Here is a 19,195-nt window from a genome sequence, read left to right on the forward strand (position 1 = left end):
GAAAACCAGAAGGTGACCAAAACCATGCCGAAAGCCAGCGCTGTCAGCGTTCTCGTGGTCGATGACCAGCAGTCCATGCGCGGTATTGCCAAATATATTCTCACCCAATTGGGCTTCAAGGACATTATCGAGGCCAAGAGCGGCCGCGATGCCCTGGGCAAGCTCGAAAAAGGCAATGTCGATCTGATCATTTCGGATTGGAACATGGAAGATATTGACGGGCTGACCCTGCTCAAGGTGATCCGCAAGCATCCGCGCACCCAGGCCATGCCCTTCATCATGGCGACCGGCCGTTCCGACAAGGAACAGGTCAAGGAGGCCATTTCCTTTGGCGTCAACAATTACATCATCAAGCCGTTCGACGCGACGACGATGAAAAAGCGCATCGAAGCAGTTATCGGCGCGCTGAGCTGATAGTTTTCCAGCATTATTGCAATGAACAAAGGGCGCCCAATGAGCGCCCTTTGTTTTGCGGCTGCCAAACTACCATACCAGTGCAACTTTAATTTAAGGTCCCGGCCCTAGGATGACGCCAGTTTGGGAGGGGGCGTCCAGAAGGGCGCTTTGGCGGCAGTGAAACTATTTGCAGGACTGAAGAATATTCGGCTGACGACGGCGATTGCCGCTTTGGCCCTGACCTCGATTGCGGTGACGGTGATTGCCTATACGGCTACGGTCTATGTCGATCTGCGCGGGCAGGCGACACGGGCCAGCATCGCCAAGCAGGCGTCGGACCTGCAGGTCGCGGCCACGGTCTATGAAAAACGCCTGCCGGGCTCGGTGGTGACCTGGGCCGATGCGGGCGGCATTGCCACTTTCCAGACCTATGCGATCCCGTTCTTTTACGACACCGCCGCCGTCGATGCGCTGACCCGGGTGACCGGCGATGCCTCGGCGATTTTCGCCTTTGACCCGGCCACCGGGATATTTACCGCCAAGACCGCCAGCTTCGTCCTGCCGGATGGGACAAGGGCCAAGGATTTTGCGCTCGACGCGGCTTCGCCCGAGGCTGTGGCGTTGGCGTCCAACCAGCCCTATGCCGGCGAAGTCAGCATGCAGGGCGCCCGCTTCAACGGCGCCTTCCAGCCCATTACCAATCTCAGCGGGGAATTGCTCGGCGCCTTCTTTGTCGGCGGCGATGCCGGCGCGGCCGAAGTAACGGCCCGCGCCTCGGCACTCAATATGGTGATCATCGGCGCGGTGCTGCTGGCAGTGCTGGGCAGCGTGGCGCTATTGGTGTCGCGCTGGCTCACCAGATCCATCCCGCGCCTGGCCGGCGCGATGGACGAGATTGCCGAGGGCAAGTTCGATACGATCGTGCCGTTTACCGACCGGGGTAATGAAGTGGGCGCCATGGCGCGCGCCGTGGAAGTGTTCCGCGAGAGTGGGCTACGGGTCAGCCAGATGACCGAAGCGGAAGCCGCGCGGATCATTGCCGACCAGGAAAACCGCCAGCAGATGATGGCCGAACTGCAATCGGCCTTCGGCGAAGTGGTCGATGCGGCCGTGGCAGGTGACTTTACCCGGCAGGTGACGGCCGAATTCCCCGATCCCGAACTCAATAGCCTGGCCAGCGGCGTCAACAACCTGGTCTCGACCTTCAATCGCGGCGTGTCGGAACTGGGCGAAGTGCTCGGCGCCATGGCCGATACCGACCTGACCCAGCGGATGCAGGGCGATTATGAAGGCGCGTTCGCGACCATCAAGACCGACATCAATGCCGTGGCGGATAAACTGACCGAAGTGGTCGGCCAGTTGCGGCATACTTCCGGCGCGCTCAAGACGGCGACGGGAGAAATCCTCTCCGGCGCCAATGATCTGTCCGAGCGCACCACCAAGCAGGCAGCGACGATCGAAGAAACCTCGGCGGCGATGGAGCAGCTGGCCTCGACTGTATTGGCCAATGCGCAGCGGGCCAAGGATGCCAGCGCCAATGCATCCGAAGTCACCCGCACCGCCGAGGAGGGCGGCCAGGTGATGGATGCGGCCAATGTGGCGATGGAGCGGATCACCGAATCTTCGGCCAAGATTTCCAATATCATTGGATTGATCGACGATATCGCCTTCCAGACCAATCTTCTGGCGCTGAATGCTTCCGTCGAAGCCGCACGGGCTGGCGATGCCGGCAAGGGTTTTGCCGTGGTCGCCGTGGAAGTGCGGCGCCTGGCACAATCGGCGGCTTCGGCCTCCTCGGACGTCAAGAAACTGATCGAGCAGAGCGCCGGCGAAGTGCGCGGCGGCAGCAAGCTGGTCAGTGACGCCTCCAGCAAGCTCAAGGCCATGCTGGAAGGCGTGCGCGGCAATAATGCATTGCTCGAATCCATCGCGCGGGACAGCCGGGAGCAGGCTTCGGCCATCGAAGAGGTCAACACGGCCGTGCGCACCATGGACGAGATGACCCAGCACAATGCGGCTTTGGTGGAACAGACCAATGCGGCCATCGAGCAGACCGAGGGGCAGGCCGTGGAACTGGACCGGATCGTTGATGTGTTCCGCATCGAAACGGCAGAGCAGCAGCCGGTGCGGCGGGATGACGGTGGTGCCCGTGGCCTGCAACAGCGGCTCAAAAGCGCTGCAAGCGGGCTGGTCCGCGGCAACACCGCTTTGGCGCGCGACTGGGAAGCCTTCTAGGCCGCTAATACGGCGCTAATCGATTTGAGGTAAACAGACCAGGTCTGGCCACGTTCATGGAGCGCGGCGAATGGAGTTCGGCATGTTCAAACGCTTCGGCCGGTTCTTCGGCAATGTAAAGATGACCACGGCCATTGCCGCATTGGTCATTTCGGCAGTCATCGTCTCGGTCGCCGCGGTCAGCCTGGCCATGTTCATATCGCTCAGCGCTTCGGTGCGGATGGAGGCGATGGAGGGCCAGGTCAAGGCGATCAAAACTGCTGCGACCATTCTCAAGGGCGGCATGCCTGACACCAATGTGGCTTGGACGCCTGAGGGGGAACTCGAGGCGATCAGCACCTGGATGATGCCGGGCCAGTTCGGCAAGGACGAATTGGTCAATTCCATCGCCCGGGTGACCGGCGAAGCCGCAACGATTTTCGTCTGGGACGAGGCGACAGCCGATTTCGTGCGCAAGTCGACCACCATTATCGGAGCCGACGGAGCGCCGATCGTGGGCACGCCGCTCGACAGAAATGGTGCCGCCTATGCCGCCATGCTGGCGGGCACGCCCTATTTCGGCGAGGCCGTAGTGGTCGACAAGCCCTATTACACCGCCTACCAGCCCATCCTCAGCCGCAGCGGCAAGCCGATCGGCGTGCTGTTCGTAGGCACCGACAAGGCGCAGGTCGAGGCGGTCATCTATGACATGCTGAAGCTGCTGCTCGGGGTTGGGGCGGCGATTCTGATTGCCCTGGGCGCTTTGGGCTATCTGGTGTCGCGGCTGATGATGGCGCCGGTGCCCAGGCTGGCGCGAACCATGGCGGTCATTGCCGATGGCGATTTTGAGGCGGATGTGCCCTATACCGGGCGCGGTAACGAAATCGGCGCCATGGCCAAGGCCGTTGAAGTGTTCCGCGAAAACGGGCTCAAGGTCAGCCAGATGAGCGAAGAAGAGCGCGCGGCCTCGGCGCGCCGCCGGATCGAGCGCACCGATATGATGGTGGCGCTGCAGGCCGCCTTCGGGGAAGTGGTGGATGCCGCGATTGCCGGGGATTTCTCCAAGCGCGTGCATGCCCAGTTTCCCGATCCCGAGCTCAATGCGCTGGCCGGGAGCGTCAATGCTTTGGTCGAAACCGTCGATCGCGGCCTGGGCGAAACCGGCGAAGTGCTGGGGGCCCTGGCCGATACCGATCTGACGCGCCGCATGCATGGCGAATATCAGGGCGCCTTTGCCAAGCTCAAGGGCGATACCAATGCGGTGACCGACAAGCTCACCGAAATCGTCGGCGGCGCCAAGGCGATCTCGGGCGCGCTCAAGACCGCGACGGGAGAAATCCTCTCCGGCGCCAACGATCTGTCCGAACGCACCACCAAGCAGGCGGCGACCATCGAGCAAACCTCGGCGGCCATGGAGCAATTGGCCGCCACCGTCGCCGAGAACGCGCGCATGGCCGAAGACGCCAATGGCAAGGCGCAATTGGTCTCCCAGAGCGCGGCGCAGAGCGGAGTGACCATGAATGAGGCCAATGCGGCCATGGAGCGCATCACGACAAGCTCGGCCAAGATCTCCAACATTATCGGGCTGATCGACGACATCGCCTTCCAGACCAACCTGCTGGCGCTCAACGCTTCGGTGGAGGCGGCGCGGGCGGGCGATGCCGGCAAGGGCTTTGCCGTGGTGGCCGTCGAAGTGCGGCGCCTGGCGCAGTCGGCGGCGTCGGCCTCCTCCGACGTCAAGGCGCTGATCGAGCAGAGCGCCACCGAAGTGCGCGGCGGCAGCAAGCTCGTGTCCAATGCGGCTGAGCAACTAGCGGGCATGCTGGCGGCGGTGGATCAGAATACGGCGATCATGCAGTCGATTGCCAAGGCCAGCCGCGAGCAGGCCATGGCGATTGGCGAGGTCAGCACCTCGGTACGGGTGCTGGACGAAATGACCCAGCATAATGCCGCCCTGGTGGAAGAAATGAACGCCGCCATCGAGCAGAGCGAGGCCCAGGCGGCCCAACTCGATCAGGTGGTGGATGTGTTTACGCTCGAGCAAAGCCCGGTGCGCATTGCGGCGCCGGTGTCTCGCGCTCCGGCGCCGGTACGCGGTGGGGTACAGGCTGCGGCCCGCTCCTATCTCAGCCAGGGCAATGCGGCTATCGCGGCGGATTGGAACGAGTTCTAGGCTGGTTTTGGACTGCTTGCCTTTAGGCTCTGGCACGGACAGGACATCGGTTCTTGCCCTCCCTCCCCTCAAGGGGGAGGGAGGCGAAAGGGCGGATCTCTCACGTGATACCGTCCCGTCGTAGATCGCGGCATACGTTGCGCTGCCAAGTCCTGCCGAAAGCGCCCGTTAACCTATTGGGCGCACGATATCGCTATCAAGCCTCTGTTTAATTTAAGAAATTAGCCATTCTCAAAGGTGCGAGCGACGCAATGCGTCCTGGTGAGCCGCGACGAGATAGCCAATTGGGACAATTGCTGCCGGCAGGTGCCGTGGCGATGTTCACCATTTTTATTGCCTTCGCCGCCGTGCATGTGCCGCCAAAGCAGGGCGAGATGGGGGTGGTTTTTGCCCCCTGGACGAGCCAGGCCGAGGTGCTGGGCGCGGTGATAGAGGCGGGTGGGCGGATCGTCGATACCAGCCGGCTGCCCAATGTCATCGTGGCCTATGGGCTGGATGAGGGCTTTACCGCGCGGGTGCGTGACCAGGGCGCGTGGTTCACAATTGCAGCAATCGGTCTTTGCGCGGGCACGGGGGGCCTGAGCTGATGAATCACGGCATGAATCTGGAACAGTTTCGCATGCAGGCCGCCATTGGGCTGTGCGCCATGAGCGCGGTGCTGGCGGCTTCGGCGCTGGGCATTGATGTGGTGCGCTGGGGTGGGCCGGGGCTGGCAAGCATTCTGGCGGTCACGACGCTGATCGCGCTGGTGGCGGGGCTGGCGCTGTTTCGCCATCAACCGGCCTTCCGCTATCTGGCCGTATCGGTGCTGATGGCGCAGGTCATGGCGACCTTGATCGCCATGCGCGGGCATCCCCAGCAGGTCGATATGCATATGGCCTTCTTTGCGGCGCTCGCCATGTGCGCGCTGCTCTATGACATCAAGGCCATACTGGTCGGCGCGGCGCTGGTGGCTTTGCACCATCTGGGGCTGGGCCTGTTCTGGAGCGAGATGGTGTTTTATGGCGGCGCGGGGCTCGACCGGGTCGTGCTGCATGCGGTGATCCTGGTTGCCGAAGCGCTGGCGCTGGTGTGGATGACGCGCAATACGGAAATACTGCTGCAATTGGCGAACCTCAAATCCGACGAAGCCGAGACCGAGGCCGCGACGGCGCGCCAGCATGCCCAGACGGTCAAGGAGAGTCTGGAAACCAGCCAGACCCGCGCCGCCTTGATGCAGACCTTGCAATCGGGCTTTGGCGATGTGGTCGACGCGGCCGTGGCCGGCGATTTCAGCCACCGGATCGTGGCCGATTTCCCCGACGAGGATCTCAACCGGCTGGCCAATGCAATCAACCTGCTGCTCGGTACGGTCGAGCGTGGCGTCGCCGAAACCGGCATGGTGCTGACGGCCCTGGCGGATACCGACCTGACGCGGCGCATGGATGGGGATTATCGCGGCGCCTTTGCCAAGCTCGAGACCGATACCAATAAAGTGGTCGATACGCTGTCCGAGCTGGTCAACAGGCTCAAGGGCACGTCGGGCTCGCTGCGCACCGCGACGGGGGAAATCCTGTCGGGGGCCAATGACCTGTCCGAACGCACCATCAAGCAGGCGGCGACCATCGAGCAAACCACGGCGGCAATCGAGCAATTGAGCAATGCGGTGCTCGAAAATGCCAAACGGGCTGAAACCGCCAGCAGCAAGGCACAGGCCGTATCCCATACCGCCACCGAAGGCGGGCAGGTGATGGACGAGGCCAATGCGGCGATGGCGGGGATCGAGGCCAGTTCGGCCAGGATTTCCAACATTATCGGGCTGATCGACGATATCGCCTTCCAGACCAATCTTTTGGCGCTCAATGCTTCGGTCGAAGCGGCGCGAGCGGGCGATGCCGGCAAGGGTTTTGCCGTGGTCGCCATCGAAGTGCGGCGGCTGGCCCAATCGGCGGCGGGGGCTTCGGCCGAGGTCAAGCAATTGATCGAAGCGAGCGCCGAGGAGGTGCGGGGCGGCACAAAACTCGTGGGGCAGGCGGCCGAAAAGCTGCTCGATATCCTGGCTGTGGCGCAGGAAAGCTCGAGCCTGATCGATTCCATCGCCCATGCCAACAAGCAGCAATCCTCGGCCCTGCAGGAGGTCACGGCCGCGGTGCGGCAGATGGACGAGATGACCCAGCACAATGCGGCCCTGGTGGAACAGACCAATGCCGCCATCGAGCAGACCGAGGCGCAGGCGGCCGAACTCGACACCATTATCGAAGTGTTCCGCACCGAGGACAGGTCATGGCTCGCCCCGGCAATCGGGCGGGTACGGCTGGCTTCCTGACACGGGCTGTCAGCAGCAGCACGCTAAGGCTTTTTGGCGCAGACCAGCGCCGGGAGCCCGATGATGCGTGCTGTACGCAAGTTTGAACAGGCCGAGCGCCAGTTGCCAGGCGCGCCGTTGCAAAGCGAGCTGGATACCTTGCTGGCGCCCTTGCCCGAGCCGGCGGCCGCGTTGGCGCGGCGGCTGGTGGCCCTGGTTGCGGCTCATCCGGGGCTGTCGGGCGAGGTCAAGACCGGCTGGAAATCGATCAATTTCCGTCATGCCAAAGCCGGCCATGTCTGCGCGCTGTTCCCGCATCCCGATCGGGTGTCGCTCTATTTCGAACAGGGGCGGCTGCTCGATAATGACCACGGGCTGTTCCAGGGCGAAGGGCTCAAGAAAGGGCGCTTCATCCGCATGCTGCCGGGCGCGGAAATTCCCATCGACATAATCGGTATCCTGATCGCCGAAGCCATTGCCCTGCAGCGGTGAGCATGCTTGAAAGCTCCAATGCTTGTAGGAGTTTAGGCAATGGCGCGGATTGGTCTCGTGGCACATGACGACAAGAAGGACGAATTGTGCGCCTGGGCCAGCCAGCATAAGCGCAAGCTGGGCGAGCATGAATTGTGGGCGACCGGCACCACGGGCGGGCGCGTCATGGCGGCGACCGGCCTGCCGGTGACCTTGCTCAAAAGCGGGCCGCTGGGTGGCGACCAGCAGCTTGGCGCGATGATCTGCGAAGGCCGGCTGGATGTGCTGATCTTTTTCATCGATCCGCTGTCCGCCCAGCCCCATGATGTGGACGTCAAAGCCCTGACCCGGCTGGCGACACTCTACGATGTACTGCTGGCCAACAACAAACCCACCGCCGATGCGGTTCTGGCTGCCGTACAGTAAACCGGTTTCCACTTTGGCCGGGCGCGCTTCCGGTTGACCACCTGCCCCCGTTATGAGCAGATGCCACAAAATAGCCCCGGACAATGAACCGGGCGTGGCAGATCAGGAAAACGGAACGGGTTTGGGTGTCTGATGTAGTTATTGACGTTCGCAACGTCAGCAAGCGCTTTGGCGGATTGACCGCCGTCAACAATTGTTCGCTCTCGGTTCGGCGCGGCTCGGTCACAGGATTGATCGGGCCCAATGGCGCGGGCAAATCGACGCTGTTCAATATCGTGGCGGGCAATATCGTGCCCGATAGCGGCCAGGTGATCTTTGACGGGCAGGATGTGACGGGGCTGAAGCCCCACCAATTATTCCGCACCGGCATGTTGCGCACCTTCCAGATTGCGCATGAATTCTCCAATATGACGGCGCTGGAAAACCTGATGATGGTGCCGGGCGACCAGCCGGGCGAATATCTGGCCAATGCCTGGTTCCGGCCGGGCCTGGCCAAATCGCGCGAGACCGAAGTGCGCAAGAAGGCACTCGACGTCATCGATTTCCTCAAGCTCGGCCATGTGCGCAATGAGCTGGCGGGCAATCTCTCGGGCGGCCAGAAAAAGCTGCTCGAACTGGGCCGCACCATGATGGTGGATGCCAAGGTGGTGCTGCTCGACGAGGTGGCGGCCGGCGTCAACAAGACATTGCTCAATGACCTTGCCGCCAATATCGAGCGGATGAACAAGGAATTGGGCTACACTTTCTTTGTCATCGAGCACGATATGGACCTGATCGGGCGGCTGTGCGACCCAGTCATCGTGATGGCGGCCGGCGAGAAGATCGCCGAGGGTCCGATGGCTGAAATCCGCGCCAATCCGGCCATTGTCGAGGCCTATTTCGGCACCCCGGTGGAAGCAGCATAATGGCCCTGATCGAACTCAAGCACGTCGTCGGCGGCTATGGCGGCGCGCCGATCCTCAATGGCGTCAATATCGCCATCGAGCCGCATGATATCGGGGTGATCGTCGGCCCCAATGGCGCGGGCAAATCCACCACGCTCAAGGCGATTTTCGGCCTGCTCAAGGTCACCGGCGGCACCATCGAATTCGGCGGCGAGAATGTCGCCAATTCGCTGCCCGACCGGCTGGTGCCCAAGGGCCTGAGCTTCGTGCCGCAGGAAAAGAACGTCTTCACCTCGATGAGCGTCGAGGAGAACCTCGAAATGGGCGCCTTCACCCGCAAGGACGATTTCCGCGCCACCATGGCTTGGGTTTACGAAATGTTCCCGGTTTTGGCGGAAAAGCGCCGCCAGCCCGCGGGTGAGCTATCGGGCGGGCAACGCCAGATGGTGGCCATGGGCCGCGCATTGATGAGCAAGCCCAGGCTGCTGATGCTGGACGAGCCCTCGGCGGGCCTGTCGCCGCGCTATGTCATCGAGATCTTCGAGACCATCGTGCGCGTCAACAAAGAAGGCGTCGGCATCTTGATGGTCGAGCAGAACGCTCGCCAGGCGCTGGCCTTCGCCTCCAAGGGCTTCGTGCTGGCCAGCGGGCAGAACCGCTTCACCGGCACCGGCCCCGAACTCATCGCCGACCCCGAAGTCGCCAAGAGCTTTTTGGGGGGCTAGGACTGACATGACAGAACTCATTTTCTTCATCAACCAGGTCGTCATTTCCGGCGCGGTGCTGGGCTGTATCTATGCGCTGGGCGCGGTCGGCATCACGCTGGTGTTCGGCATTCTGCGCTTTGCCCATTTTGCCCATTCCGAGCTGATGACCTCGGGCGCGTTTTTTGCCTTTTTGCTGGCTGGCGCCTTTGCCGCCTGGGGCATTACCGCCCCTATCCCGATGGGCTTTGTCGTCCTGCCCATCGCCATGGTGATCTCGGCAATTTTCGCGCTGGGTATCGACAAGGGCTTTTATGCGCCGCTGCGCAAGCGGGGCGCGAAGCCCGTGACGCTGCTGATCGCCTCGATCGGCGTGACGCTGATGGTGCAGGGCCTGATCCGGCTGTTCTTCGGCGCCGGCTCCTATTCGTTCTTTGAAACCGAAACCAAGGACGTGTTCCGCGTCGATCTGAGCGCTTTCGGCTCGACCCGGCCTTTGGTGATCACCGAGCCGCAATTGCTGATGATCGTGGTGACGGCGCTCTCGGTGATTGCGCTGCATCTCTTCCTCACCCGCTCGCGGCTGGGCAAGGCGATGCGCGCCATGGCTGACAATGCGGACCTGGCGCAGGTGTCGGGTATCAATACGGCGCTGGTGGTGCGGGTGACCTGGATCATTGCCGGGGCGCTGGGTTGCATGGCCGGCACCATGCTGGCGCTGGACGTGACGCTCAAGCCCGATCTGGCCTTCAACATCATCATCCCTATCTTTGCCGCCGCCATTGTGGGCGGCCTCGGCCAGGCTTATGGCGCCATTGCCGGTGGCCTGCTGATCGGCTTTGCCGAATCGCTGGCCGTGTTCAACTGGACCATGGTGCTGCGCCCACTCAATGCCATCCTGCCTGAATGGCTGCAATTGCCGGCGACGCTCGCGTTCGTGCCCACCGAATATAAGCTCACCGTGGCTTTCGTCATCCTCGTGGTGACGCTACTGGTGCGGCCCACGGGTATCTTCAAGGGAGCCTCGTCATGATCCAGCGTTCCCTCACGCTCTTTGCCGGGCTGTTCGCGCTGATCCTGGTGATCGGTTGGGTGATGGGCCTGCCCTTCACCTCCTCGCGTCTGGTTGAAGCCGCCGCCTATGCGTTGATCGCGCTGGGACTTAACCTGCAATGGGGTTATGGCGGGCTGTTCAATTTCGGCATTATGGGCTTCCTGATGGTGGGCGGCTTTGCCGTCACCTTCATTTCCTATCCGGTCAATCCGCAATTCTGGGGCGCCGATGGCCCCTGGCTGTTGGGGCGGGCGCTGCTGGCCTTTTTCGCCGGGGCGCTGCTGGTGCTGGCCGCGCGGCAGAGCCATCGCGCTGGCATAACCGGCAAGTGGAAGACCGTGCTGACGGTCATCGCCTGGTTTGTGGCCTATTGCATCTATCGCAGCCAGATCGATCCGGCCGCCGCCTATATCGAATCCGATGCCGGCGGCAAATGGGTCGGGGGCCTGGGCGCCCATCCCGTGCTGGGCTGGCTGTTCGGCGGCGTGCTGGCGGCAGCCATTGCCTATTTCGTCGGCAAGATCAGCCTGGGCCTGCGCACCGATTATCTGGCAATTGCCACGATTGGCATTTCCGAGATCATCCGGGCGCTGATCAAGAATATGGATTGGCTGACGCGTGGCACGCTGACCGTCTCGCCCATTCCCTGGCCCGTGCCATTGCCCGATGCCTATGCGGGCGGCGGGCAACCAGCGCTGCTCTTGGCACGCGGCGGTTTCCTCCTGCTGGCCATTGCCGTGCTGGCCATCGCGATCCTTTTGATCTCCCGCGCCTATGCCGGGCCCTGGGGCCGCATGATGCGGGCCATTCGCGACAATCACATCGCCTCGGCGTCGATGGGCAAGAATGTCACCGCGCGGCAGCTCGAAATCTTCGTCTTCGGCTCGGTGCTGATGGGCATTGGCGGGGCCATGCTGGTCAGCTTCGTGCAGATCTTCGATCCCTCCAGCTACCAGCCGATCAACCACACATTCCTGATCTGGGTGATGGTGATCGTGGGCGGCGCCGGCAATAATTGGGGCGCGGTGTTCGGGGCGGTATTGATCTGGCTGATCTGGGTCATCTCCGAACCACTGGCCAAGGCAGTATTCGATGTCGTCTCCTATTGGTCGAGCACGGCCGGCTGGGGCGCCATCCCCGATATCGAAGCACGCTCGGCCCAGATGCGGGTCTTCGTGCTGGGGCTGGTGATCACCATCGCCCTCAGATTTGCGCCTAAGGGCCTGATCCCCGAAGTGGTGCGGCGGGAGGGGTGATTTTTCCGCGTTTGGTGCCCTGTGTAATCCCCGCGAAAGCGGGGATTTCCGTTTTTGCGCTCCCGTAGACCTCATGGTGAGCTTGTCGAACCACGAGGTCGGGCGAGTGGAGGCTAGTTGCCACGACCTCGTCCTTCGACGGGCTCAGGATGAGGTCTACTGGGGCTCATTGCGGGAGTGGAGAAAGCGGAACCCCCTGTTTTCTTATCCCAGCAATGTCCAATATTGCACTTTGTCTAAAACTGGACTATATCTCCCTCCAGCACACTGGAGGCGCAGATGGCCCGCATCGCCCGTATCATATCGCAACAGCCCATTGCCCCCGGCCCCGACCTGTTGGATGCGGCCCGCTTCCTGCCGCAGAACCGGCGGCGCCTGAGCGGGCCAGGCTTGCGCAGCTTTCTCGCCATTGCCGATCTATGGGGGCTCAATGAGGAACAGCGGCGGCTGGTGCTGGGCTATCCGGCGCGCTCGACCTATTATCTCTGGATGCGACACGCGCGGGCGCAGGAAAGCCTGCTGCTCGATGCCGATGTGCTGACGCGGATTTCCGCCGTCCTGGGCATTCACCAGGCGCTGGGCGTATTGTTTGCCAATCAGGCCGAGGCCCTGGCCTGGTTGCGCGGGCCCCATGCTGCCCCGGTGTTTGGCGGCCAGCCGCCGCTGGCGCTGATCACCAGCGGGAGCCAGGATGGCCTGCTGCTGGTGCGGCGCTTTCTCGATGCGGCGCGGGGCGGGCTCTATATGCCGCCCAATAGGGTCGATCAGGACTTTGCGCCGCTGGGTGACGAGGCCATTGTCTGGCAATGAGCGAGCAGCGCATTGCGGCGCCCCGGCCGTGCTATCGCCTGATCCCCTCGCAATTTCCGCCCATCGGCCTGTTCGACACCGTGAGCACGCCGGCGGATCTCGAAGCGGTCATGGAGCTGGCCGGCTGGACCAATGACCGGCTGGTGAGTGAGAGATTGCGCCGCCTGCCCGAAAGCGAATGGGCGTTCGGGCGCGCCAATTCGAGCATCATCATGGCCGCGTTCCTGCATGCCCCGCCGGGCGGCACCCGCTTTGCCGGACCTGACCTCGGCGCCTGGTATGCCGCCGCCGCCATCAATACCGCGGTGAGCGAAGTCGCCCACCATCTGCGGCGCGAATTGGTGGCCCGTGATGTTCCGGCCATGACGCGGACCTATCGGACCTATCATTGCCGCCTTGAGGGCGATTATCTCGACCTGCGCGGCCAACAGGCCGAGCGACCCGCGCTGTATGACGGCACCGACTATGCCGCCAGCCAGGCCTTTGGCGAGGCCGAGCGCGCCGGGGGCGGCGATGGCCTGGTCTATGACAGTCTGCGCCACAAGGACGGCACCAATGTCGTCGCCTACCGCCCCTCAAAAGTGCTCGACGTGGTGCAGGGCGAGCATCTGGATGTGACGGTGGATGTCAGCACGGCTGCAATTGCCGTCAAGCGGCTGGAGACGCAGTAGACCTCATCCTGAGCCCGTCGAAGGACGAGGTCGTGGCACCCAATTTCGGGTCCCGACCCTCGTGGTTCGCCCTTCGACAAGGTCAGGAGGCTCACCATGAGGTCTCAAAACCAAAAAAGCCCGGGATCGCTCCCGGGCTTCATTACTGCATAAGCAGCAAAAATTACTGGATTTCGCCCTTTTCGACGAACATGCCGCCTTCGACGGCGAGTTCGACGATGATGCCGTCAACGTCGCCAGCGGTGTCGAAATCCAGCGGGCCGCCGGCGCCGTCATAGTCGATATCGGTGCCGGCCTTGATCAATTCGACTGCCTTGGTCCATTCGCCGGGCAGGATTTTTTCGCCGGGGGCGGAAGCAACCTCACGCAGGGCGGCCGAGAGGCCCTCGCGGTCGGCCGAGCCGTTCTTTTCGATGGCGAGAGCCAAAAGGAACGCGGCGTCATAGGCCTGGGGGGCATAGGTCGCGTTGGCTTCGATACCGGCGGCATTGGCCAGGTCGGTATAGGTGGTGGTGGCTTCGCCTGCCGGAGCGCCGGCGCGGGTGGCGATCAGGCCTTCGACGGCCGCAGCGTCGATGCCGGTCAAAAGGTCGTCGCCGACCATGCCGTCACCGCCGACATAGGTGGTGAAATTGCCCGATTCCACGGCCTGGCGCAGCACGGTGTTACCCGAGGCATTGGCATAGGCCAGGATGACCAGGTTCTGCGACGCGACCAGGTTACCCAGCTCGGCGCGATAGTCGGCCTTGCCTTCTTCATGGGCGAGATTGGCTGCCACGGTGCCGCCGCCGGCGGTGTAGGCAGCCGAGAGCGCATCGGCAAAGCCCTTGCCATAGTCATTGTTCACATAAGTGATGGCGATGTCCTGCACGCCCTTGGCGAGCAGCAGGTCGGCCAGCTTGACGCCCTGCAGCGCGTCCGATGGGGTGGTGCGGTAGACGAGGTCGTTGTCGTCCAGCGTGGTCAAAGCCGGGGCCGAAGAGGCCGGCGAAATGAACACCACATTGCCCGACTTGCCCGAGCCGTTGAAGGCGCCGATGGTTTCGCCGGTGCACAGGGCACCAACCACGGCGGTGACATTGTCGGTATTGATGACGCGGTCGGCAGCGGCAGCAGCGGCGGTGGCATCGCAGGCGCCGTCGGCCGAGATCAGCTTGAGCTCGCCGCCCAGAATGCCGCCCTGCTCGTTGACCTGCTTCACCACCAGCTCGGCACCGGCAAAGATGGGGGGAGTCAGCGATTCAATGGGGCCGGTAAAGCCGCCGATGAAGCCGATGGTGGCTCCGGTGTCCTGAGCGATGGCCGGTGCGGCGACCGCAAGGGTCGAGGCAGCAACTGCCAGGGTCAGGGTCTTGTTCAGAATGTTCATCTATGTCCCTCTCTGTGATCGTCCCGCTGGTGCGGCCCTTGCACGGCGCCAGTCTTGCACGCGAAACGACATGTCTTCGGGGGCGCTACGTGCGCCCCGCCAAGCCAGGACTGTTGCATATTGGAAATTGGGAGTCACCTTGTATTGATTGGCAAAACCGGGCCTTGTGGCTGTTGCTTAACGCGGATGGTTTTTGGATGGGGCGGCATGATTTTTCGTCTGCTTGGAGGGGCGCTGCTGAGCCTGGTGCTGCTGGCGCCGGCCGTGGCACAGCTCACCGTGCTCGATCAGGCGCAGGACAATGCCGGGGGCGTCTCCGCCGCCCCGCCGCCGGTCTGCGGCACCCAGCCGCTGGCCATTGCGCGGATGAGCTGGCCCTCGGCGGCATTGCTGGCCGAAATTCATGCCCGCGTGCTGGCCAGCCAGTTCGGCTGCGACATCAAGGTTATCCCCGGCGATCTGGCGGCAACCGGCTCGTCCATGGGCTCGACCGGCCAGCCGGCCGTGGCGCCCGAAATGTGGGTCAACCGGATTGCCGAATTGTGGAACCCCGCCATCGAGGCGCAGATGGTGCGCCCCGCCGCGCCCAGCTATGTGGAAACCAGTTTCGAGGGCTGGTTCATTCCCGATTATGTCGGGGCGGCGCATCCCGAATTGACCGCTGCGGCGGGGCTGGCCGCGGCGCTACCCACGCTCAATGGCGGGGGCAAGGTGCGGTTCGTGTCCTGCCCGCCCGATTGGGCCTGCGCGCTGATCAACCGCAATCTGGTGCGGGCCTATGGGCTGGGCAACCTGGTCGAGATCGTCGAGCCGGCCAATAGGTTCGAAATGGATAATCTGATCGGGGAAGCCGTGAGCCGGCAGGAGGCCATCGTCTTTTACTATTGGCAGCCCAATGCGGTGCTGGCGCAATTCGGCTTCCGGCCGCTCGATATGGGCGCCTATGACGAGGCCAATGCCAAGTGCCTGGCGAGTCTGTCCTGCCCCAGCCCCGCCCCCTCCGCCTTTGCGCCGGAGACGGTGGTGACGGCGCTCAGCGAATGGGTGTTTACCGACATTCCCACCATTGCCGGCTATTTCCAGCGCAGCGCGCTGCCCTTGGCCGAGATGAACGGGCTGCTTGCCCAGCTCAACCTGCCGGGCGCCACCATCGAGGGTGTGGCCGACCGGTTCGTTGCCGAGCGCGGCGACATCTGGCGCCAATGGGTGGGGACGGAGGGCCCGTAACGGGTCATTTACCGTGCCCTGCAATGGCCATGTCCGGGACCGCCGATCGTTGTGAGACTGTCATGCGGGCAGGCTAAACTTTTGTGTTTTTCTGGTAAGCTATTGAAATAAAAAGAATTTTATACAGTTCTTTAGAAGATGTTCATGCCTTGCAGCTGATAAGGCGGTGCAATGGGCACGGCTGATGCGCCCATATCCATCTGGTAGAGCATGCGCCGCGATCCCAATTTCAAAGCCATTATCGACAGCTATAGCAGCATGGCGCTTGGCGCGGCATTGGTGATTGCCACGCTCGCCCTGGCAAGCCTGTGGGCCCTATGGGACAGCGCCGGTCCGTTCACCCTGCCACTGGCCGTGCTGGCGGGCGGCACAGTGGTGATCGGGCTGTTGTGGCTGGGCTATCGCCGCTTGCGCGGCGGGGTTGCCGCGGCGCTGCTGGCCAATCGCGAGGCGATGGATTCGGTGCAGCGCGATGCCCTGACCGGGGTGTTTACGCGGTCCCATTTCCTGCAGGTGCTGGGCTGCGAGGTCTATCATGGCTCCGAGAGCGCGGTGGCCTATATGCAGCTCGACATGGACAATCTCAAACTGCTCAATGACAGCGCCGGGCACGGCGCGGGCGACGCCGCGCTGGTGCATCTGGCGCGCACATTGGACAAGCTGATGCCGGGGGCGATCATCGGTCGGTTGGGTGGCGACGAATTCGGCATTGCCATTATCGGTCATGACAATCGTGCCGCCTTGCGCCGGCTGGCCGAGGAATTGCTGCGCCAGCTCGATAAGCCCGTGGCCATTGCCGGCCGCCCGGTGCGGCTGTCGGCCTCGGTGGGCATTGCGCTGGCGCCGGCCGATGCGGTCGATGTCGTCGATCTGATCTCCAAGGCCGATCTGGCGCTCTACAAAGGCAAGAAGGCGGGCCGCCGCGCCGTGGTGGCCTTCGATGCCGATATGCTGGGCGATGAACGGCATCGTCGCTTTATCGAGCGCGAATTGCGCGCGGCTTTACTGATGGACGAGCTGGAACTGCATTATCAGCCGGTGTTTTCGGCTGCGACGATGGCGATCAAATCGCATGAAGCGCTGGTGCGCTGGCGCCACAAGGTGCGTGGCATGATCCCGCCGGGCCAGTTCGTCGGCATTGCCGAAGAGAGCGACCTGATCGACCGGCTGGGCGAATGGGTGCTGCGGCGCGCCTGCGCGGACCTGCCGGCTTTGGGCGGCGGCTCGGTGGCGGTCAATGTCTCACCGGCCCAATTGCGCCACGCCGATTATGCCACCCGCTTTGCTGCCGTGCTGGCGGAAACCGGGACCGATCCGCGCCGGATCATTGTCGAAATCACCGAGACCGTGCCGCTCAATGCCGGCGGCGTGGCCATGGCCAATCTTGAGGCCCTGCGCGCCATGGGCGTGCGCATCGCCATCGACGATTTCGGGGCCGGCCATGCCAGCCTGCAATATCTGCGCGGCTTTGCCTTCGACATCATCAAGATCGACCGCACCTATGTGGCCAATCTGGCCGATAGCCGGATCGACGCAATGATCGTCTCGGCCATCTGCGACATCGCGCGCTCGCTGCCGGTCGAGGTGATTGCCGAGGGCGTCGAGACGCCGGAGCAATTGGCCAAGCTCAGATTGGCCGGCGTGACCGGCCTGCAAGGGTTCCTCCTGGGCCGGCCCGCCGCTCTGGTGCGCGAACGGCGGGCCAGCGCGGCCTGATTGTTTGCCTTTGTTTGCGGAAGCATCGCACCCCTCTCCCACAAAAGGTGAGGGGTGGCTCCCAGTTTTATCTAGCACGGAGCTGCCCTTCTCCCCTCATGGGAGAAGGTGCCCGTAGGGCGGATGAGGGGGATCAGCTTGCCACCGGCTCGACGCCATCGCGGGCGGCTTCGATCTTCCGGCGTTCTTCCTCGGTCAGCTCCAGCCGGGTCAGTTCGGCGTCGAGCAGGATCGGTGTCTTGCTGCCTTCATGCAGTGCGGCCAATGCCTGGCCATCGCCATTAAGCCAGAAGGGTTCCTGCTTTCTGCGCATGCGCGAGGTCATATTGGTGCCGCGCTTCTTGCCGGGGCGGGGCAGAGCATAGGTCACCGCCTTGCCGCCCAGCACATTGGCAATGCCCGTCACCTGCACGGGAACGGCGGTCAGCTTCAGTGCCTTGCGGGATAATGCGCGGACGCGGTCGGCCTGGGCGCCCTTGAACAGCAGCGCGGCGCCGAGAATGCCCATGAGCAGCACGAAGCAGGAGCCGACGATGGTCCGGTTCCACAACATGTCCAGCCCCAGGCTGAGGCCCACGATCTGCGGCTTGTCGGCCGAGCGGACGACTTCGACTTCGTAATCGCCCATGTTGAAATCGACGAACATCAGTTCGATGTCGCGCTCGAAGGTCTTGCCCTTGACGCTATAGGTCACATGGGCCTCGCAATCGACGAAGATGGCGCGGCGCGTGGTGCAGTGGCCGTCCTCGACGGTGGAATCATACACCACGACCGGGTTCTGCGAGATCACCCAGTCATTGACGATGCCGGGAGCCTGCCAGACCGCGATGAACCCGCCAACGCCCAGGAGCAAGAGCCCCCCGAGATAGGAGAAGATGCCGGGCACGATGCCGGTCTTGGTCAGCTTGAGCGGGCGGGTGGGGAAGGCAGAAGCAAGATCGGTCATTGTAGTGTCCGCATTTCATCGGTTTTGAACGTGCCCGCCGCCGCTTCTGCTGCAGGGCAGCACTGCGCATGACAGGCTGGCGACAGCTAGCCTTCTGTCGTAGTTGCGTCTAGTGCTGGCGAAGCGATATAAAGGCGTACCAGCCAGTTCGGTGCAGCGGGGAGCAAGCAGTTGGATTTGAAGCGCATAAATGATCACATCAGTGTTTCCGGGCAAATCCAGCCTGAAGACATAGCAGCGCTCAAGGCCCAGGGCTTTACCACCATCATCAATAATCGCCCCGAGGGCGAATCGCCCGACCAGCCGGACGGCGCCGAGATCGAAGCGGCCGCCAGGGCGGCGGGGCTGGGCTATTATGCTATTCCACTGGGCCGTGAAGGGGTTTCCCCCGCCATGGTCGAGGCGACCAAGGCCGCGCTCGAGGGGAGCAATGGCCCGGTGTTGGCCTTCTGCCGTTCGGGAACGCGCTCGACCACTTTGTGGGCGCTGAGCCAGGCCGGCGAATTGGATGCGGGCGAGATCATCGCCCAGGCAGCCGAGGCCGGCTATGACATGAGCCATCTGGCCGGTCATCTCAGCCGCGACTAGGCGACT

General features: G+C 63.1%; 18 protein-coding genes. 16 read left to right on the top strand and 2 right to left on the bottom strand.

Annotation, left to right across the window (positions count from 1 at the left end; genetic code table 11):
* Positions 1 to 24: 24 nt before the first annotated feature.
* The 13 genes from FF80_RS02185 to FF80_RS02245 all read left to right on the top strand — a co-directional run bounded on the left by FF80_RS02185 (position 25) and on the right by FF80_RS02245 (position 13,343).
* Positions 25 to 414, top strand: a complete 390-nt coding sequence (locus tag FF80_RS02185; protein WP_035097253.1) for a response regulator — start codon at positions 25 to 27, stop codon at positions 412 to 414.
* Between the two features lie 159 nt (positions 415 to 573).
* On the top strand, positions 574 to 2,631 hold the full coding sequence (locus FF80_RS02190) for a methyl-accepting chemotaxis protein (protein WP_052153078.1): 2,058 nt from the start codon (positions 574 to 576) through the stop codon (positions 2,629 to 2,631).
* A gap of 82 nt (positions 2,632 to 2,713) precedes the next feature.
* Positions 2,714 to 4,783: a methyl-accepting chemotaxis protein gene (locus FF80_RS02195; RefSeq protein WP_244445682.1), complete on the top strand. Its 2,070-nt coding sequence runs from the start codon at positions 2,714 to 2,716 to the stop codon at positions 4,781 to 4,783.
* Positions 4,784 to 5,100: 317 nt separating this feature from the next.
* Complete coding sequence (locus tag FF80_RS02200; RefSeq protein WP_152558230.1) at positions 5,101 to 5,370, top strand: hypothetical protein; 270 nt, start codon at positions 5,101 to 5,103, stop codon at positions 5,368 to 5,370.
* A gap of 11 nt (positions 5,371 to 5,381) precedes the next feature.
* Positions 5,382 to 7,088: a methyl-accepting chemotaxis protein gene (locus FF80_RS20795; RefSeq protein ID WP_052153080.1), complete on the top strand. Its 1,707-nt coding sequence runs from the start codon at positions 5,382 to 5,384 to the stop codon at positions 7,086 to 7,088.
* Positions 7,089 to 7,151: 63 nt separating this feature from the next.
* Entirely contained in the window at positions 7,152 to 7,559 is a 408-nt protein-coding gene (locus FF80_RS02210) for a hypothetical protein (protein WP_160172778.1), read from the top strand.
* A 39-nt stretch (positions 7,560 to 7,598) separates the two neighbouring features.
* A complete protein-coding gene (locus tag FF80_RS02215) occupies positions 7,599 to 7,964 on the top strand; it encodes a methylglyoxal synthase (RefSeq protein WP_035097204.1) in 366 nt (121 codons plus the stop codon).
* A gap of 125 nt (positions 7,965 to 8,089) precedes the next feature.
* Positions 8,090 to 8,869 carry an ABC transporter ATP-binding protein gene (locus FF80_RS02220; RefSeq protein ID WP_035097205.1) on the top strand — a complete coding sequence of 260 codons (780 nt, stop codon included), beginning with the start codon at positions 8,090 to 8,092 and terminating at the stop codon, positions 8,867 to 8,869.
* A complete protein-coding gene (locus FF80_RS02225; protein WP_035097206.1) occupies positions 8,869 to 9,573 on the top strand; it encodes an ABC transporter ATP-binding protein in 705 nt (234 codons plus the stop codon). The genes FF80_RS02220 and FF80_RS02225 overlap by 1 nt, the downstream gene beginning before the upstream one ends.
* Positions 9,574 to 9,580: 7 nt before the next feature.
* Positions 9,581 to 10,585: a branched-chain amino acid ABC transporter permease gene (locus FF80_RS02230; protein ID WP_035097207.1), complete on the top strand. Its 1,005-nt coding sequence runs from the start codon at positions 9,581 to 9,583 to the stop codon at positions 10,583 to 10,585.
* Positions 10,582 to 11,862, top strand: coding sequence for a branched-chain amino acid ABC transporter permease (locus FF80_RS02235; protein WP_035097208.1), 1,281 nt, complete (start codon positions 10,582 to 10,584; stop codon positions 11,860 to 11,862). The genes FF80_RS02230 and FF80_RS02235 overlap by 4 nt, the downstream gene beginning before the upstream one ends.
* 279 nt (positions 11,863 to 12,141) lie before the next feature.
* Entirely contained in the window at positions 12,142 to 12,672 is a 531-nt protein-coding gene (locus FF80_RS02240) for an MbcA/ParS/Xre antitoxin family protein (protein WP_035097210.1), read from the top strand.
* The gene (locus FF80_RS02245) at positions 12,669 to 13,343 is read left to right on the top strand and encodes an RES family NAD+ phosphorylase (RefSeq protein WP_035097211.1); all 675 of its coding nucleotides are present in this window, start codon (positions 12,669 to 12,671) and stop codon (positions 13,341 to 13,343) included. The genes FF80_RS02240 and FF80_RS02245 overlap by 4 nt, the downstream gene beginning before the upstream one ends.
* Before the next feature lie 163 nt (positions 13,344 to 13,506).
* On the opposite strand, the gene FF80_RS02250 is transcribed toward FF80_RS02245, so the two are convergent.
* Complete coding sequence (locus FF80_RS02250) at positions 13,507 to 14,712, bottom strand: ABC transporter substrate-binding protein (RefSeq protein WP_200877148.1); 1,206 nt, start codon at positions 14,710 to 14,712, stop codon at positions 13,507 to 13,509.
* Positions 14,713 to 14,919: 207 nt separating this feature from the next.
* Here FF80_RS02250 and FF80_RS02255 point away from each other — a divergent pair, with 207 nt between their 5' ends.
* Together FF80_RS02255 and FF80_RS02260 are read left to right on the top strand one after the other, a co-directional pair.
* Entirely contained in the window at positions 14,920 to 15,939 is a 1,020-nt protein-coding gene (locus FF80_RS02255) for a glycine betaine ABC transporter substrate-binding protein (protein ID WP_035097212.1), read from the top strand.
* Between the two features lie 210 nt (positions 15,940 to 16,149).
* A complete protein-coding gene (locus FF80_RS02260; protein ID WP_052153082.1) occupies positions 16,150 to 17,655 on the top strand; it encodes a GGDEF domain-containing phosphodiesterase in 1,506 nt (501 codons plus the stop codon).
* Between the two features lie 133 nt (positions 17,656 to 17,788).
* Here FF80_RS02260 and FF80_RS02265 read toward each other — a convergent pair whose 3' ends face one another.
* On the bottom strand, positions 17,789 to 18,601 hold the full coding sequence (locus FF80_RS02265) for a hypothetical protein (protein WP_052153083.1): 813 nt from the start codon (positions 18,599 to 18,601) through the stop codon (positions 17,789 to 17,791).
* A 177-nt stretch (positions 18,602 to 18,778) separates the two neighbouring features.
* Between FF80_RS02265 and FF80_RS02270 the strand changes: the two genes are divergently transcribed.
* Positions 18,779 to 19,189 carry a TIGR01244 family sulfur transferase gene (locus FF80_RS02270; RefSeq protein ID WP_244445683.1) on the top strand — a complete coding sequence of 137 codons (411 nt, stop codon included), beginning with the start codon at positions 18,779 to 18,781 and terminating at the stop codon, positions 19,187 to 19,189.
* Positions 19,190 to 19,195: the final 6 nt, after the last annotated feature.

The sequence above is a fragment of the Devosia sp. LC5 genome (assembly GCF_000735585.1).
Taxonomy (GTDB): domain Bacteria; phylum Pseudomonadota; class Alphaproteobacteria; order Rhizobiales; family Devosiaceae; genus Devosia.

What these genes read in the sequence shown, in the direction of transcription:
- FF80_RS02265 (WP_052153083.1), bottom strand. Translation starts at nt 18,601, where the DNA reads ATGACCGATCTTGCTTCTGCCTTCCCCACCCGCCCGCTCAAGCTGACC.
- FF80_RS02250 (WP_200877148.1), bottom strand. Translation starts at nt 14,712, where the DNA reads ATGAACATTCTGAACAAGACCCTGACCCTGGCAGTTGCTGCCTCGACC.
- FF80_RS02260 (WP_052153082.1), top strand. Translation starts at nt 16,150, where the DNA reads ATGCGCCGCGATCCCAATTTCAAAGCCATTATCGACAGCTATAGCAGC.
- FF80_RS02215 (WP_035097204.1), top strand. Translation starts at nt 7,599, where the DNA reads ATGGCGCGGATTGGTCTCGTGGCACATGACGACAAGAAGGACGAATTG.
- FF80_RS02225 (WP_035097206.1), top strand. Translation starts at nt 8,869, where the DNA reads ATGGCCCTGATCGAACTCAAGCACGTCGTCGGCGGCTATGGCGGCGCG.
- FF80_RS02235 (WP_035097208.1), top strand. Translation starts at nt 10,582, where the DNA reads ATGATCCAGCGTTCCCTCACGCTCTTTGCCGGGCTGTTCGCGCTGATC.
- FF80_RS20795 (WP_052153080.1), top strand. Translation starts at nt 5,382, where the DNA reads ATGAATCTGGAACAGTTTCGCATGCAGGCCGCCATTGGGCTGTGCGCC.
- FF80_RS02185 (WP_035097253.1), top strand. Translation starts at nt 25, where the DNA reads ATGCCGAAAGCCAGCGCTGTCAGCGTTCTCGTGGTCGATGACCAGCAG.
- FF80_RS02200 (WP_152558230.1), top strand. Translation starts at nt 5,101, where the DNA reads ATGTTCACCATTTTTATTGCCTTCGCCGCCGTGCATGTGCCGCCAAAG.
- FF80_RS02230 (WP_035097207.1), top strand. Translation starts at nt 9,581, where the DNA reads ATGACAGAACTCATTTTCTTCATCAACCAGGTCGTCATTTCCGGCGCG.
- FF80_RS02210 (WP_160172778.1), top strand. Translation starts at nt 7,152, where the DNA reads ATGCGTGCTGTACGCAAGTTTGAACAGGCCGAGCGCCAGTTGCCAGGC.
- FF80_RS02240 (WP_035097210.1), top strand. Translation starts at nt 12,142, where the DNA reads ATGGCCCGCATCGCCCGTATCATATCGCAACAGCCCATTGCCCCCGGC.
- FF80_RS02255 (WP_035097212.1), top strand. Translation starts at nt 14,920, where the DNA reads ATGATTTTTCGTCTGCTTGGAGGGGCGCTGCTGAGCCTGGTGCTGCTG.
- FF80_RS02245 (WP_035097211.1), top strand. Translation starts at nt 12,669, where the DNA reads ATGAGCGAGCAGCGCATTGCGGCGCCCCGGCCGTGCTATCGCCTGATC.
- FF80_RS02195 (WP_244445682.1), top strand. Translation starts at nt 2,714, where the DNA reads ATGTTCAAACGCTTCGGCCGGTTCTTCGGCAATGTAAAGATGACCACG.